The organism is Tistrella sp. (genome assembly GCF_002684955.1).
Lineage (GTDB): Bacteria > Pseudomonadota > Alphaproteobacteria > Tistrellales > Tistrellaceae > Tistrella > Tistrella mobilis.
In genome coordinates this window covers 1-13,966 of sequence record NZ_NYWI01000039.1, presented here as the reverse complement: position 1 = coordinate 13,966, position 13,966 = coordinate 1, and the positions used below count along the sequence as shown (strand labels likewise).

Genomic DNA, 13,966 nt, shown 5'->3' with positions numbered 1-13,966 from the left:
GCGGCATGACCAAGGCGATCGAGGCCGGCGTGCCCAAGCTGCGGATCGAAGAATCCGCCGCGCGCACCCAGGCCCGGATCGACAGCGGCCGGCAGAGCGTGGTCGGCGTCAACCGCTACCGTCCGGATCAGGAAGACGACATTCCGGTGCTGAAGGTCGACAACGAGGGTGTGCGGCGCCAGCAGCTGGAAAAGCTTGCGCGGCTGAAGGCCGAGCGCAGCCAGGCCGATGTCGATGCAGCGCTGGCCGCGCTGGAAGCCGGCGCCCGCAGCAATGGCAACCTGCTGGAACTCTCGGTCGCGGCCGCCCGCGCCAAGGCGACGGTGGGCGAGATTTCCTTCGCGCTGGAGAAGGTCTTCAACCGCCATGCCGCGCAGATCCGCGTCAACAGCGGCATCTATCTGCCGGAAGTGGGCGAGGGCAATGCGGTGGTCGAGCGGGCGCGCGAGATGATCCGTGCCTTCAAGGATCTGGACGGCCGCGCGCCGCGGATCATGCTCGCCAAGATGGGCCAGGACGGTCATGACCGCGGCCAGAAGGTGATCGCCACGGCCTTCTCGGATCTGGGCTTCGACGTCGAGATCGGCCCGCTGTTCCAGACCCCGGAAGAGGCGGCCAAGGCCGCCGCCGAAACCGATGCCCATGTCGTGGGCGCCAGCTCTCTGGCCGCCGGCCATCTGACGCTCGTGCCGGAACTGCGGGCGGAACTGGATGCCCAGGGCAAGGACAATGTGATGATCGTGGTCGGCGGCGTGATCCCGCCCCAGGATTTCCAGGCCCTGCTGGACGGCGGCGCCGCCGCGGTCTACCCGCCCGGCACGGTCATCGCCGAGGCGGCGATCGACCTGCTGGAGAAGCTGAACCTGCGCCTGGGTTATACCCAGCCGCGGCCCGAAGGCTCTGCCTTCGCGGACTGAGACCGGGCTCTGCCTTCGCGGACTGAGACCGGGCTCTGCCTTCGCGGACTGAGACCAACTGCCTCTTGTCGCGGACGCGGATCCGTGGATTGCTCCTCTCCCGAGACCATCGGGAGGGGAGTTTTTCATGTCGCCCGAAACCTGGATCGCCTTCGCCGCCGCCTCGGCGGCGCTGCTCGTCATGCCGGGGCCGACCGTGCTGCTGGTCATCTCCTATGCGCTGTCCCATGGCCGCCGCACCGCCGGCGCGGTGGTGGGCGGGGTGGCGCTGGGGGATCTGACCGCGATGACGGCGTCGATGGCGGGCATGGGGGCGCTGCTCGCCACCTCGGCCACCGTCTTCACCATCGTGAAGATCGCGGGCGCCGCCTATCTGGTCTGGCTGGGGCTGAAGCTCTGGCGGGCGCCGGTCGCCGTCGATGCGGCGGGGCTGGTCGCCGAGGCGCCGCCCGCTGAAACCCGGCTCGGCCGGGTGTTCCTGCATGCCTGGCTGGTGACCGCGCTCAACCCCAAGGGCATCGTGTTCTTCGTGGCCTTCCTGCCGCAATTCATCGACCCCACGGCGCCGCTGCTGCCGCAGATGGCGATCCTGGAGGCGACCTTCATCGGCCTCGCCGTCCTCAATGTGTCGCTCTACGGGCTGGGGGCCGCGCGGGCGCGGCGGGTGATCCGGCGTCCGGCCGTGCAGCGGGCGGTCAACCGCACCGGCGGCACGCTGATGATCGGGGCGGGGCTCGCCACCGCGCTGATGCGCCGGAGCCCCGGCTGACCCTCAGGCCAGACGCCGGCGCCGCTCGGCGCGGAAACCGGCGATGCCGTGCAGGATCAGGGTGGTCAGCACCACCGCGCCGCCGGCGAAGGTGGCGGTGGGCGGCACTTCATCGACCGCCAGCCAGACCCAGAACGGGCCGATCACCGCCTCTGCCAGCATGATCAGGCTGACCTCAGCCGCCGGGATGTAGCGGGGCGCGGACGAGATCAGCGCGAAAGAGACCGGCAGCACCACCAGCCCGTAGACCAGCACCAGCGGCACGACATCCGCATCCGGCAGCAGCGGCCGCAGGCCAAGGCCCAGTGCGACCGCAAGGCCGGTGATGCAGCAGGTCAGCCCGCCCACCCCCACCACGGGGGTTGATGGGATACGGCCGCCGCTGGCGCGCAGGATCACCAGATGGATCGCCATCAGCAGGGCGGCGACCAGCGCGATCAGGTCGCCCAGCCGGCTGCCGGTCTGGCCGGCCGCGTCGTCGCCGAAGATCCGGCCGCCGAAGACCAGAAGGGCGATGCCCGCCAGGGCCGCACCGATGGCGGCCCAGGTGCGCAGCGGCACCGGCTCGCCCAGAAAGGCGCGCGACAGCAGCGCACCGAACAGCGAGCCGGAGGAAATGATCACCAGCGTGTTGGCGACCGCGGTGTAGTTCAGCGACAGGATGAAGCAGACGGATCCCAGCCCCAGCGCCATGCCCGAGGCCCAGCCGGTGCGGCCGATGCGGGTGAGCGCCCGCCAGGGCGGTTCGCGGGTCACCGCCCACCAGGCGATCAGGATGGTCAGCGCCATCAGCCCGCCGCGCCAGAACAGCAGCAGCCAGGGATCGGCGGCGATCAACCGCACCAGAAGCGTGTCTGGCGTGAGGGTCAAGATGCCTGCGGTGGCAAGCGCGGTGCCGCGCGCCTGTGTGGAGAGCGCCATGAACATGCAAGCCTTGCGAAGCCGGTGCCGGCGGGGGAAGACTGTCCGGACAGCATCGGCCCGGGCAAGGAATCTCGTCGGGGTCGCAGCATAGCGCGCCGGGCGTGCACGGGAAGCCCCGTCGCCACGCCCCGGGGCGATCGCAGGCGCGGTGAGAGGTGAAAGACATGCTGACGGATCGCCGGGTGATTCTGCGCAATGGGGTGGGAGTGATCGCCCGGGTGCTGCAGCGCCGGGAATTGCTGCTGACCCGGATTGCGGTCGATCAGCCGACACTGATGGTGGTCCGCCGCGGTCTCAAGCTGCTGCGCGCGGCCGGGGCCGAGACGGTGATCCCGGCCGGCGGGGCGGCGGCGATTGCGGGAGGCGAGGTCTTCGACGTGGTCAACCGACCGGACAGCGGGGTTTATGCCGCCGATTTCCTGGTCATCGATCAGGCCGTGATCGCGGGCTTCGCGGTGCCCGACGCCGTGCGGCCGATTGCCCGAGCCCTCGCCATCCCGGCCATGGCGCCGGATTTTCTTGACGCCTATGAGCGGGCGCGGGCGGCGGTCGCCGATCCGGCCGCGGTGCCGGAAACCGTGGCCGTGCAGCGGATGCGCGAGGTTCTGGGCTGGATCGCCCATCATGGCGGTACCTTCCCGCCGCCGGTGCCGCCGGCCATTGCGCAGCGGATCCGCGTCCTGGTCGCGGGCGATCTGGCGGCCCCCTGGCGAGCGGCAGAGGTCGCCTCGCAGCTTGCCATGAGCGAGGCGACGCTGCGCCGCAGGCTGGCGGCCGAGGGCACCTCGCTCACCGATCTGGTGACCGAGACCCGCATGGCCCATGCGTTGATGCTGCTGCAGGTGACGGACCAGCCGGTGGCCACCATCGCAGCGCTGGTCGGCTATGACAGTCCCTCGCGCTTCGCCGCCCGCTTCCGTCAGCGCTTCGGCCATCCGCCCGGAGCGATTCGCGACCAGACGGAATCCGCAGCGATTCGCGACCAGACCGAGCCGGCCCCGACGCGTCTCTCGGCCTGATCGGATCGGCACGCGATACGATCGGATCGGGCGCGCGACGGCATGCATGCACGGGCACCATCGCGAGTGTGACAACCCGCTGTGAGGTGCTCCCCCATGCCTGCCAGGATCTGTTTCGCCGTCGCCGCCGCCGCCATGGCGGCCATGATCACCATGCCGGCATCGGCCGGCGACTTCCGCCTGACCAGCCCCGACATGCCCGATGGCCGGATGCCGGCCGCGCAGGTGCTGTCGGCTGCATACGGCTTCGGCTGCGACGGCGGCAACCGGTCTCCGGCGCTGAACTGGGAGGGGGCGCCCGCGGGCACCCGAAGCTTCGTGCTGACGGCGCATGATCCGGATGCCCCCACCGGTATCGGCTGGACCCATTGGGTGGTGGCGAACATCCCGGCCGATGCGCAGGGCCTCGATACCGGCGCCTCGGGCAATGCCGGGCGCCTGCCCGCCGGTGCGGTCGAAACCCGCACCGATTTCGGTGCCCCCGGCTATGGCGGCGCCTGCCCGCCCGAGGGGCGCGAGCATCGCTATGTCTTCACGCTGACGGCGCTGGGCATCGAGGCCCTGCCGGTGGCGACGCCCGAGGCCATGCCGGCGCTGATCGGCTTCTTCGCCAATGCCAATGCGCTGGGCAAGGCCGTGCTGGAGGTGCGCTACGGGCGCTGACCGCGGAAGGCCCGGGCCGTCGCTTCATCGCCGGGAAAGAAGGTCTCGATCGCAAGTTCGGCAAGCGTGATGTCGAGCGGCGAGCCGAAGACGGTGGTGGTGCTGAACAGGGTGAGCGGCCCGGCCGGGCTCGCCAGCTTCACCGGCACCACCAGCCCGCCATAGGGGTCGTGGGCGAGGGCGGCGGTTGCGATATGGATCGGCGCCGGCCAGGATTTCACCTCGGCCATCAGATCGATCAGCACCGGGTCGGCGCTCATGTCGATCTGCCGGCGCAGCCGGTCGAGCAGATGGGCGCGGACCTCGGCCAGATTCAGGATCCTGGGTGCCAGCCCTTCCGGGTGCAGCGACAGCCGCATCACATTGATGGCGCCGGCCAGAAGATGCGGCGCCACCCCCTCCAGCAGCGGCGCCACGGCCTCATTGGTGGCGATGATCGTCCAGTGCCGGTCCAGCGCGATCGCGGGGAAAGGCTCATGGGCCTTCAGCACCAGATCGACCGCCCGCCGGGCCGGGCCGAGCGCCGGATCGTCCAGGCGGCGCTCGACGAATTCCGGGGCGTGGCCGGCCGCGACCAGCAGCTCGTTGCGCTCGCGCAGCGGCACCTCCAGCTGTTCGGCCAGCCTGAGGACCATGGTCCTGCTCGGCATGGCGCGGCCGGTCTCCATGAAGCTGAGATGGCGGGTGGAGATCTCGGCCTCGCTGGCCAGCGCCAGCTGGCTCAACCGGCGGCGCTGGCGCCAGTCGCGCAGCAGGTCACCGAAAGAGGCGGCCTTGTGGGCCGTCGTCCGTGCGCGGGCGGTGCTCATGCCGGGGCCTTCCTCGATGGCGGATCCCGCCATTGTCGGCAAGCCGGTGCTCCGGATCAATCGACAGCCTCAGTCGGGGTCGGCATCGGCCGCCAGCAGCAACCGGGGGGTGCTCACCCCCTGGGGCGACCGGTGCAGCACCCGGCCGGCGCCCAGCGGGTGGCGATGGCCGCGCAGCACCGCCACCTGGCCGGTGCCCAGGCACAGGGCCGCCGGCCCGGCATCCCGGTCCACCGTGTCAGGTGCCAGTTCGGTACCGGGGCCGCGATAGCTGCACAGCAGCCGCGCCCGGACATGATCCTGATGAAAGCGCCGGCAGGCCGGGCCCGACACCACCTCCAGCCGGATCGCCAGATGATGGGCGCGCGAGACGGCGGCGAAGCGCGTCAGCACCTGTGTGACGTCGGCGATCAGTGCCTGCGCCGTCGGCGGCGCCAGACTGCCGGTGCCGACCAGCTCCTCCGCAGCCGCGGCGATCGTGGCGGGATCCGTCCCGACGGTCAGCCGCCCGTCGGGCAGGGCGGCATCTGCCGCCTGATCCAGCAGCGCCACCACCGACGGCGGATCCCGCCACCAGATGCCGATTGCGGTGTCCCGCACGGCCAGCGCCAGGCCTGGCGCGCGGTCGCAGCTGGTGACCACCACACCCGGCAGATACGGCAGAGCGGGGGCGCTCTCTGCATGCGGGCGCAGGAGCGTGACCTTGGGCGACAGAGGATGGGGCAGAGCGGCGGCATCGATCATGTCTGCAATGTAATAACGTAACATTATTCCTGTCAATTCCGTCGAGGACGGGATGGGGATGGCGCTTGTCTCACCCCGGGCCATGGGCTAGCCTTTCAAGGCAAACAAACGTTTAAAATAATCTGCCGGGGAAACGCCCATGTCTGCCAAGGTCCTGATCGCCAATCGGGGCGCGGTGGTGCCGCGCGTCATCGAAAGCTGCCGGCGCCTGGGGCTGGGCGTGGCGGTGGTCCATTCCGATGCCGATGCCGAGGGGGCCTGGCTGGATCTGGCCGACGACGTCTATGCGCTGGGTGGCGAGACGCCGGCCGACAGCTATCTGTCGATCCCGAAACTGCTGGAGGCAGCGGCGGCCACCGGCGCCACAGCGGTGCATCCCGGCTATGGCTTCCTGTCGGAAAACCCCGCCTTCGCCACCGCCGTGCGCGCGGCCGGGCTCTGCTTCATCGGCCCCGATGCCCGCTGGCTGGAGGCGATGGGCCACAAGACCGGGGCCCGCCGGCTGATGGCCGGACAGGGCATGCCGATGGGGGCGAGCAGCGGCCTTCTGGGCGCGGATCCGGCCGAGGCCCGTGCCGCCGCCGATGCCATCGGCTATCCGGTCCTGGTCAAACCCGCCCAGGGCGGCGGCGGGATCGGCATGCTGGCGGCGCGCGATGCGGCGGAGCTCAACAAGGCGCTGGAGCGGGCCCGGACCATGGCCGCGCGCAGTTTCGGCTCGGCCGAGATCTATCTGGAGCGGTTGATGGAACGGCCGCGCCATGTGGAATTCCAGATCCTGGCCGATGGCCGGGGTGGGGCGGTCTGCCTGTCCGAACGGGACTGTTCGCTGCAGCGCCGCCACCAGAAGGTGATCGAGGAGGCGCCGGCCCCCGGGCTCGACCGGGCCGAGGTCACGGCGCTGGGCGACCGTATCGCCGGCATGATGGGTGCGCTCGGCTACGACAATCTCGGCACGGTCGAGATGTTGTGGGAAGAGGGCACGGGCTTCGCCTTCCTGGAGGTCAACACCCGGTTGCAGGTGGAACACGCCGTCACCGAAGAGGTGACCGGCACCGACATCGTCGCCGCCCAGATCCGCCTGGCCCTGGGTGAGCCGCTGGACCAGGTTCTGCCCCGGCGGCCCGAGGCGCGCGGCCATGCCGTGCAGGCCCGCATCTATGCCGAAGATCCCGTGCGCTTCCTGCCCTCGGCCGGCCGGCTGACCCGCTTCGTGGCCCCGGTAGCCGAGGCCGTCCGGGTCTATTCCGGCTATCGCGAGGGCGGCCGGGTGACGCCGTTCTACGATCCGCTGGTCGCCAAGGTGATCGCGCGCGGTGCCACCCGCGACGAGGCGCTGGACCGGCTGGATGCCGCACTGGCCGGCTTCGTCATCGAGGGCATCCGGACCAACATCCCCTTCCTGCGCCGGGCCATCGGCCATCCGGCCTTCCGCGCCGGCCGGGTCCATACCGGGCTGACGGCCGAGATCCTGGCGTCCTGACCGGCCGCCGCCCGCTTGAAGAGACTATCCCCCCAGAAGAAACGAGGAGACGTGCCATGGCCGAAACCGTGATCCGCAGCGAGATCGCCGGCAAGGTGTGGAAGATCGAGGTGCCGGCCGGCGGCCGGGTTGCGGCCGACGAGCCGATCCTGATCCTGGAATCGATGAAGATGGAGATCCCGGTCAATGCGCCGTTGGACGGCACCGTGACCGAAATCCTGGTCGCGGAGGGCGACACCGTGGCCGAGGATCAGATCCTGGCGCGCCTCGGCTGAACTTTCCCGTCCCTCGGCTCTCGCATCTCTGGTGACGTCTGGTTTATGATCATTCACGGATGATCGCGCCTCAGGATCAGGCTCTCTGATTTTTGGCGGAGGTTTCCGGACACGGCATCGACCGAGGGATGAGGGACGGGCAGTTGGCACGCAGGGTCGCGATCATCGGGGCGGGGCCCGCAGGTCTTGCCGCGCTCAAATCCGCGCGCGAAGAGGGGCTGGAAGCGGTCGCCTTTGAAGCCAAGGACCGGCCGGGCGGGTTGTGGACAGAACCCGGTCTGGTCTGGAACAGTCTCCGCACCAATCTGTCGCGCTACAGCTGCGTCTTTTCCGACCATCCCCACGACCGCACCACGCCGCTTTTCCCCGAGGGGCGGCGGGTTGCCGCCTATCTTGCCGGCTATGCCGTCCGTTTCGGCCTGGACGAGGCGATCCGCCCCGGCCACCGGGTGATGGCGGTGATCCCGCGCACCCCCGGCTTCCGCCTGATGGTGGAAGCGGACGGACGGATCGAGACCCACGACACCGATGCGGTGATCGTGGCCTCGGGCGTCTTCGCCGAGGCCCTGATGCCCCAGGGGTTGACGATCGGCGGGCCGGTGATGCATGCCGCCGCCTATCGGGACCCGGCCGCCTTTGCCGGCCGGCGGGGGGCGGTGCTGGGCAGCGCCTTTTCCGGGGCCGACATCGCCGCCGAGATTGCCGGGGTGGCCGAGCGCACGGTGATGCTGATGCGTCGGCCGGCCTGGTATGTGCCGCGGGCGGTGCCGGTGCTGCCCGAGGCAGGCTTCGTGCCGGCCGATGCCGGCGACGACCGCGTCCGCCTGCGTCTGCCGATGGATCTGGTGATCAATTCCCGCGCCCGGGCCCAGCGTCTGGCCGCGCTGGACGGGGCGACCGCCGGGCGGGAACGCTGGTCCTGGCTCGACGGCATCGCCGGTGATCAGCGCCTTTTGCACCCGCTGCTCGATGTGCCCGAGGACGATCTGGCGGCGCCGATGGTGATCTCGGATGCCCTGCCGGCAGCCGTGCGGTCGGGCCGGCTGGAGCTGGCGCGGGCGGCGGATTTCGACCCGGCCAGGCTCACCCTGCAGGAAGGCGGGCGCGAGAGCCGGTTCGACGTGCTGATCTGCGCCACCGGCTACCGCCCCTCCCTCGCCATGCTGGCCCCCGGCATTCTGGAGGCGATCGGTCACGACCCTCATGACCGGCTGCAGCCGGTTCTGCTCGGCCATTGCGTCTTCCCTGTGGGCGTGCCCGATCTGGCTTTCGTGGGCATGTATCGCGGCCCCTATTTCGGGGTGATGGAGCTTCAGGCCCGCTGGGCGGCGGCGGTGCTGGCGGGGAAACTGCCCCGGCCCGATCCGTTCGACCTGGAGCGCGCCGTTGCCGCGGAACGGGCGATCCGCGATGCCCGGCCGCGGCCGCAATTCCCCCATGCCGACTATCCCGCCATGTGCGATGCGCTGGCGGAAAAGCTGGGGGTGATGCCCGATCTGCTTCATGACGGCACCGCGCTCGGCCGCTTCCTCTGGCATGGGCCGGTGCTTCCGGCGCAATATCGGTTGAGCGGCCGGCATGCCCGGCCCGACATCGCCCTCGGCACCCTGGCCGAGGTGGCGGTGCTGTTCGGTCAGGACGTGTTCGGCCACGAAGGGGCCGGTCGGCTGCAGGAGGACTGAAACGGGTGGAAGTGGCGGCGGCCTTTGCTGGCCTGGCCGGGGTCTGGCGGCTTGCGCGAGAGATCCCCGATCAGGGCCGGATGAGCGGCGAGGCGGTGTTCACCCAAGGCGACGACCGCAGCGCGTTGCATTATCGCGAGACCGGCACGCTGGAACTGCCCGATGGCCGCCGGCTCGATGTGTTTCGCGCCTATACCTGGCGGCTGCTGGGCGATGGCCGGATTGCGATCGATTTCGCCGACGGCGCCACCCCCGGCGCCCGCTTCGTGACGCTGGATTTTGCGGCCGATGACGCGGGCGGCCTGCAGGCGGCCGACAGCCATCTCTGCGGCGCCGATCTTTACGAGGCGACCATCCGGCTGGACCTGCCGCAGGCGTTCACCACTGACATCCGGGTGCGGGGACCGCGCAAGGACTATCGCGCGATCACCCGGTGCCACCGGCCCTGACCGCCGGGTTCAATTATCGTGGCGGTATTTGGACAGCCCGATCGCATGCGAGGTGAGGGCCACGTCCACGAAATCATTCTGGATCACCACCGGCATGTGGCAGGCCACGAGGTCGGCAAGTGCGGCGCTGCTCTGCAGCCAGGGATAGTTGACCGCATCGAACCAGGGCTTGGTGCCCTGCAGGATGTTGCCGAAGTCACTGTTGCCGATCACCTCTGACGCATCGAGGATCAGCGGCGAGTACTGCGCCTGGGTATAGAAGGGCAACAATGCGCCGCTGGCGGTGTCCTGCAATTGCAGCAGCGTGTACTGGTCGCCGCTGCCCGAACAGTTCCCGAGTGTGGTGGCAACGTCGTCGTTGACCGCTGTGGGGCTGTGGATCGACGACTGATAATCGTTGTCGTCATAGCTGTCGTTGATGTTCGGGATGCCTGTCGGGTTGGTTGCGGATTTCTCCGCGCCATAGACCACGATCACCCGCTTGCCGGCGCCGACGATTGATTTCAGCGACTGGCCCGAAAGGGTCGAGAGGTCATCGACCAGCCGATAGCCGATGCCGGTCGCGATATGGCGATCGAGCGCCGCGGTCAGATCCGTGCTGGAGATGAATTGATAATAGCCGTGATCGATGCCGTTGCTCTGGATCCGCAGCACGACGATTTCGCCGTCATGCTCACTCAGAAAGCGCGAGACATCGTCGAGCATGCCGGCGAGCGGTGCGCCCGGAATGAAGTTGTGGATATGCGTGGTATTGGCATCGGTGGCCTTGGCATCGCCGATCGGATAGCCCGGCCGGATGTCGAAATAGCGGGTGCCGATGCGCAGCTGGTCGTAAATCACATCCTTCTGGGTCAGCGACACGTTCTGCAGCGCGGTTGCGCCGTACTCCGCTTCCTGGCACAGGAAGTTGAACGCGCCCGGCACCTTGGTGCTGCACACCCCCTTCAGATTGCTGGTGGCGGCGGAGCTGTCGGAGATCTGGAACATGCCGGCATCATGCGCGGCGGGCAGGACCAGATCGCCGAAGGTGATGCCGGCATAGCCGCTGCTGCCGGTCAGTTCCGCCATCCAGTCGGACTGGGCGTTGCCGATATAAAGATAGGCGGTGTCGTTGAACGGCATCGGCAGGTCGGTGATGCCATAATTCAGCACATAGGATGCATTGCCGTAGGTGAAGAACTGCGCCGCCTGCTGGGTGATCTGGGTGCCCTCGATCTCGTCATTGTAGAGATTGATCTGATAGGAGACTTCCCGGGCGCTGGTGCTGCCGGCCATGGCGTGAAAATTGAAGGCGCTGTGCGGCTCCAGATAGGTCGAGACGTCGCAGGTGCCCGACTCTGTTGTCCCCATGAACTCGATACCCGAAGCCTTGTAGGGGTAGGAGAGCGTGGTGCTGGACCCGCCGGTCTGCTCGCAATAGAAGCTGGGAGACAGCGTCTGGTTGTCGGTGTAGGCCGTGAGGTCGAAGTCGAGGCTTTTGGCATCGGCCGGGGCTGCCGACAGGAAGGCAGCCGCACCCATGACAGCCTCGGCCGCATGATGTCTGATCGATCCGCGCATGATGATGTCCTTGCAGGCTGTGGGGCTCATCGTCCCATCCGTCGGGGGCCTGCGACGCATCATAGCGTATGTTGGTCGTCACTTCTTCCCGTTGTCTGGCCTAAATTGCAACATAGGCAGCCGGATCCGTGTCCCGTTCCTCAACAAGACGGGCGATGTCGTTGAGGGCGGTGGTCAACGCCTCGGCCGATGGCCCGCTCAGGCAGAGGCGCAGGCCGGCAGGGGCGCCCGGGCGATCATCGATCACGGGGGCCGATGGCGGCGTGACGCGAATGCCGGCCGCGGCGGCGGCGATGGCCAGGGCTTCGGCACGCGGGCGCGGCATCGGCAGCCAGATGTGAAAGCCGGGTGTTTCCTGGGGCGCGACATGTTTGCCGAGCAGCCGGCGGGCGAGGGGGGTGCGCGCGCGGCTTTCCGCCCGGACGGCCTGCTCCACGGCCTCCGCGGTTCCGTCTTCCAGCCAGCTTTCCATCAGCAGGCAGCCGAGCGGCGGGGCCATGGTCGCGCCGGCGGCAAGCGCATCGGCCGCGGCTTCCAGGAAGGCGGGCGGCACCGCCAGGGCACCGATGCGCAGCCCCGGGCTCAGGCTCTTCGACAGGCCCGAGACATAGAGGCAACGATCGGGCGCGAGCGCGGTCAGCGGCGGCATGTCGCCCGCGGCAAACACGCCATAGACGTCGTCCTCCACGATCACCGCATCATGGGCTGCGGCAACGCTGAGGATCGCCTCGCGCCGGGTGCGGCTCATGCTGGCTGCGGTGGGGTTGTGCAGGGTGGGGGTGACGTAGATCAGCCGCTGTCCGGGGCGCCCATCCCGCAGTGCCGTGTGAAGGGCGCGGTCCAGCGCGTCGGAGCACATGCCCTGGTCGTCGACCATGACCGGTTGCAGCCGGTGGCCGGCATGGCGGGCGATGGTGATGATGCCGGGATAGGTCAGGCTTTCGGTCAGGATCGTGCCCGGCCGGCCGCCGGTGGTGGTGGCGATCGCCACCGCCAGGGCATGCTGGGCGCCCGAGGTGAGCATCAGCCGCGACGGCGGCAGCTCCAGCCGGTTGCGGGCCAGCCAGCGCGCCATCATCGCCCGATGCTGCGGCGTGCCGGCGGAGGGCGTGTAGCTGCCGAAACCCGACATGTCGATCCGTGCCGCCAGCCGGGCCAGAGAGGCACGCAGCGCCTGGGTGTCGAGGGTGCGCGGCGGCGTGTTGACGCACAGATCCACCGGCCCCGGGGGCTGGGCGGGCGGCACCGCCACGAACATGCCGCGGCCGCGTTCGGGCACCACCAGCCCGCGCCGTTCCAGCAGGGCATAGGCGCGGGTGACCGTGCCGAGGCCGATTTCCAGCCGCCAGGCCAGATCGCGATGGGCCGGCAGCCGGTCGCCCGGGGCGATGCGGCCACGGGCGATGTCGTCGGCAAGGGCTGCGGCCAGCCGTTCGGCCAGCGCGCCGTCACCCGCAGCCAGGCGGGGGGTCCAGTCCGAGGGGCGGCGCATTCGTGTCCTGCCTTTCGGCTGAAAGTGTACCGTGACACAATAGAGATTGAGCGCCAAGTGTCACCATCATACGGTCATCCTCAATGCAGCTGCAACCGGAGTGACGCTCATGACCCCCGATACGGTGCTGAAGATCGCCGCCTTCACCCGGACCACCACCGATGCCGACGGCGGCAACCCGGCCGGGGTGGTCTTTGCCGACAGCTGGCCCTCGGAAGCGGCGATGCTGGCGGTGGCGAAGGCGGTCGGCTATTCCGAAACCGCCTTTGCGGTTCCCGATCAGAGCGGGGGCGGCTGGCGGGTCCGCTATTTCGCGCCGCGCCAGGAGGTGCCGTTCTGCGGCCATGCCACCATCGCGCTCGGGGCGGCCCTTGGCGCCCGCGTGGGGGCGGGGGTCTATGATCTTACCCTCAATGCCGGCCGGATCACGGTCGAGGCGATCCCCGAAGGCGATGGCTGGGCCGCGGCGCTGACCTCGCCGCCGACCTGGACCCGACTGCCGCCGGCGGATTATGTGCGGCGCGTGCTGGAGGAATTCGGGCTGACTGATGCGGATCTGGACCCGCATCTGCCGGTGCGGCTGATCCATGCCGGCGCCAACCATCTGGTGGTGGCGCTGAAGGATCGCCGCCGCCTGTCGCAGCTGGGCTATGCCTTTGCGCGCGGTGCGGCGCTGCAGGCGGAACAGTCGCTCGCCACCTTCATCTTCGTGACCGCGGAAAGCCTCACCCGCTTCCACGCCCGCAACCCCTTCGCCATCGGCGGTGTCTACGAGGACCCGGCAACCGGCGCCGCGGCGGCGGCGCTGGCCGGCTATCTGCGCGACATCCGCTGGCTGGAGGAAGGGGCGATCCAGGTGGTGCAGGGCGAAGACATGGGCCGCCCCAGCCTGATCTACGCCAGTTTCGGCCCGGAACCCGGCAGCCCCATCCGCATCTCAGGCCTGACCGCCCCTATCGGCTGACCGCCCCAGCCGCGAACCGGTCAGAGGCTCGATCTCAGCCATACAGGCTCCGCTCCCGCACGGCCGCGTGCGGGAGCAAGCCGCCATTGCGGCGGCGGCCAAGGGCGCGGGAGCGCCCGCCCGGCGAGGGCCAAACAGACTCCCGCCATTGCGGCGGGGGCCAAGGGCGCGGGAGCGCCCGCCCGGCGAGGGCCAAACAGACTCCCGCCATTGCGG

Annotated in this window: 14 protein-coding genes; 9 read left to right on the top strand and 5 right to left on the bottom strand. The window is 69.5% G+C overall.

The features are described from left to right. Both CMO28_RS14050 and CMO28_RS14045 read left to right on the top strand, forming a co-directional pair. A partial coding sequence (locus CMO28_RS14050; RefSeq protein WP_296714462.1) for a methylmalonyl-CoA mutase family protein occupies positions 1 to 917 on the top strand: 917 nt, incomplete at its 5' end. A 127-nt stretch (positions 918 to 1,044) separates the two neighbouring features. Beyond that, on the top strand, positions 1,045 to 1,686 hold the full coding sequence (locus CMO28_RS14045) for a LysE family translocator (protein ID WP_296714459.1): 642 nt from the start codon (positions 1,045 to 1,047) through the stop codon (positions 1,684 to 1,686). Positions 1,687 to 1,689: 3 nt separating this feature from the next. Here CMO28_RS14045 and CMO28_RS14040 read toward each other — a convergent pair whose 3' ends face one another. After that, positions 1,690 to 2,607: a DMT family transporter gene (locus tag CMO28_RS14040; protein WP_296714457.1), complete on the bottom strand. Its 918-nt coding sequence runs from the start codon at positions 2,605 to 2,607 to the stop codon at positions 1,690 to 1,692. A 167-nt stretch (positions 2,608 to 2,774) separates the two neighbouring features. Here CMO28_RS14040 and CMO28_RS14035 point away from each other — a divergent pair, with 167 nt between their 5' ends. Then, positions 2,775 to 3,629 carry a helix-turn-helix transcriptional regulator gene (locus tag CMO28_RS14035; protein ID WP_296714455.1) on the top strand — a complete coding sequence of 285 codons (855 nt, stop codon included), beginning with the start codon at positions 2,775 to 2,777 and terminating at the stop codon, positions 3,627 to 3,629. Between the two features lie 96 nt (positions 3,630 to 3,725). Next, a complete protein-coding gene (locus CMO28_RS14030) occupies positions 3,726 to 4,292 on the top strand; it encodes a YbhB/YbcL family Raf kinase inhibitor-like protein (RefSeq protein WP_322111354.1) in 567 nt (188 codons plus the stop codon). Here the strand turns inward: CMO28_RS14030 and CMO28_RS14025 are convergent. Then, complete coding sequence (locus CMO28_RS14025; protein ID WP_296714453.1) at positions 4,280 to 5,101, bottom strand: helix-turn-helix domain-containing protein; 822 nt, start codon at positions 5,099 to 5,101, stop codon at positions 4,280 to 4,282. The genes CMO28_RS14030 and CMO28_RS14025 overlap by 13 nt on opposite strands. A 69-nt stretch (positions 5,102 to 5,170) precedes the next feature. Beyond that, positions 5,171 to 5,869: a DUF1826 domain-containing protein gene (locus CMO28_RS14020; protein WP_296714451.1), complete on the bottom strand. Its 699-nt coding sequence runs from the start codon at positions 5,867 to 5,869 to the stop codon at positions 5,171 to 5,173. A 115-nt stretch (positions 5,870 to 5,984) separates the two neighbouring features. On the opposite strand from CMO28_RS14020, the gene CMO28_RS14015 reads away from it, so the two are divergent. The 4 genes from CMO28_RS14015 (at position 5,985) to CMO28_RS14000 (ending at position 9,734) form a co-directional block, all read left to right on the top strand. Next, on the top strand, positions 5,985 to 7,328 hold the full coding sequence (locus tag CMO28_RS14015; RefSeq protein WP_296714449.1) for an acetyl-CoA carboxylase biotin carboxylase subunit: 1,344 nt from the start codon (positions 5,985 to 5,987) through the stop codon (positions 7,326 to 7,328). A 56-nt stretch (positions 7,329 to 7,384) separates the two neighbouring features. Continuing rightward, positions 7,385 to 7,603 carry an acetyl-CoA carboxylase biotin carboxyl carrier protein subunit gene (locus tag CMO28_RS14010; RefSeq protein ID WP_296714448.1) on the top strand — a complete coding sequence of 73 codons (219 nt, stop codon included), beginning with the start codon at positions 7,385 to 7,387 and terminating at the stop codon, positions 7,601 to 7,603. 143 nt (positions 7,604 to 7,746) lie between these two features. Beyond that, positions 7,747 to 9,285 (top strand): flavin-containing monooxygenase, encoded by a 1,539-nt coding sequence (locus CMO28_RS14005; RefSeq protein ID WP_296714446.1) that lies wholly within the window; start codon positions 7,747 to 7,749, stop codon positions 9,283 to 9,285. Positions 9,286 to 9,290: 5 nt separating this feature from the next. Continuing rightward, positions 9,291 to 9,734: a DUF6314 family protein gene (locus CMO28_RS14000; protein ID WP_296714445.1), complete on the top strand. Its 444-nt coding sequence runs from the start codon at positions 9,291 to 9,293 to the stop codon at positions 9,732 to 9,734. Positions 9,735 to 9,743: 9 nt separating this feature from the next. Here CMO28_RS14000 and CMO28_RS13995 read toward each other — a convergent pair whose 3' ends face one another. Beyond that, entirely contained in the window at positions 9,744 to 11,324 is a 1,581-nt protein-coding gene (locus CMO28_RS13995; RefSeq protein ID WP_296714444.1) for a flagellin, read from the bottom strand. Between the two features lie 70 nt (positions 11,325 to 11,394). After that, positions 11,395 to 12,786, bottom strand: coding sequence for a PLP-dependent aminotransferase family protein (locus tag CMO28_RS13990; protein WP_296714443.1), 1,392 nt, complete (start codon positions 12,784 to 12,786; stop codon positions 11,395 to 11,397). A 109-nt stretch (positions 12,787 to 12,895) separates the two neighbouring features. Here CMO28_RS13990 and CMO28_RS13985 point away from each other — a divergent pair, with 109 nt between their 5' ends. Continuing rightward, the gene (locus tag CMO28_RS13985; RefSeq protein WP_296714441.1) at positions 12,896 to 13,750 is read left to right on the top strand and encodes a PhzF family phenazine biosynthesis protein; all 855 of its coding nucleotides are present in this window, start codon (positions 12,896 to 12,898) and stop codon (positions 13,748 to 13,750) included. The last annotated feature ends 216 nt before the right edge of the window (positions 13,751 to 13,966 follow it).

What these genes read in the sequence shown, in the direction of transcription:
- CMO28_RS14030 (WP_322111354.1), top strand. Translation starts at nt 3,726, where the DNA reads ATGCCTGCCAGGATCTGTTTCGCCGTCGCCGCCGCCGCCATGGCGGCC.
- CMO28_RS13995 (WP_296714444.1), bottom strand. Translation starts at nt 11,324, where the DNA reads ATGAGCCCCACAGCCTGCAAGGACATCATCATGCGCGGATCGATCAGA.
- CMO28_RS13985 (WP_296714441.1), top strand. Translation starts at nt 12,896, where the DNA reads ATGACCCCCGATACGGTGCTGAAGATCGCCGCCTTCACCCGGACCACC.
- CMO28_RS14015 (WP_296714449.1), top strand. Translation starts at nt 5,985, where the DNA reads ATGTCTGCCAAGGTCCTGATCGCCAATCGGGGCGCGGTGGTGCCGCGC.
- CMO28_RS14035 (WP_296714455.1), top strand. Translation starts at nt 2,775, where the DNA reads ATGCTGACGGATCGCCGGGTGATTCTGCGCAATGGGGTGGGAGTGATC.
- CMO28_RS14025 (WP_296714453.1), bottom strand. Translation starts at nt 5,101, where the DNA reads ATGAGCACCGCCCGCGCACGGACGACGGCCCACAAGGCCGCCTCTTTC.
- CMO28_RS14040 (WP_296714457.1), bottom strand. Translation starts at nt 2,607, where the DNA reads ATGGCGCTCTCCACACAGGCGCGCGGCACCGCGCTTGCCACCGCAGGC.
- CMO28_RS14045 (WP_296714459.1), top strand. Translation starts at nt 1,045, where the DNA reads ATGTCGCCCGAAACCTGGATCGCCTTCGCCGCCGCCTCGGCGGCGCTG.
- CMO28_RS14010 (WP_296714448.1), top strand. Translation starts at nt 7,385, where the DNA reads ATGGCCGAAACCGTGATCCGCAGCGAGATCGCCGGCAAGGTGTGGAAG.
- CMO28_RS14020 (WP_296714451.1), bottom strand. Translation starts at nt 5,869, where the DNA reads ATGTTACGTTATTACATTGCAGACATGATCGATGCCGCCGCTCTGCCC.
- CMO28_RS13990 (WP_296714443.1), bottom strand. Translation starts at nt 12,786, where the DNA reads ATGCGCCGCCCCTCGGACTGGACCCCCCGCCTGGCTGCGGGTGACGGC.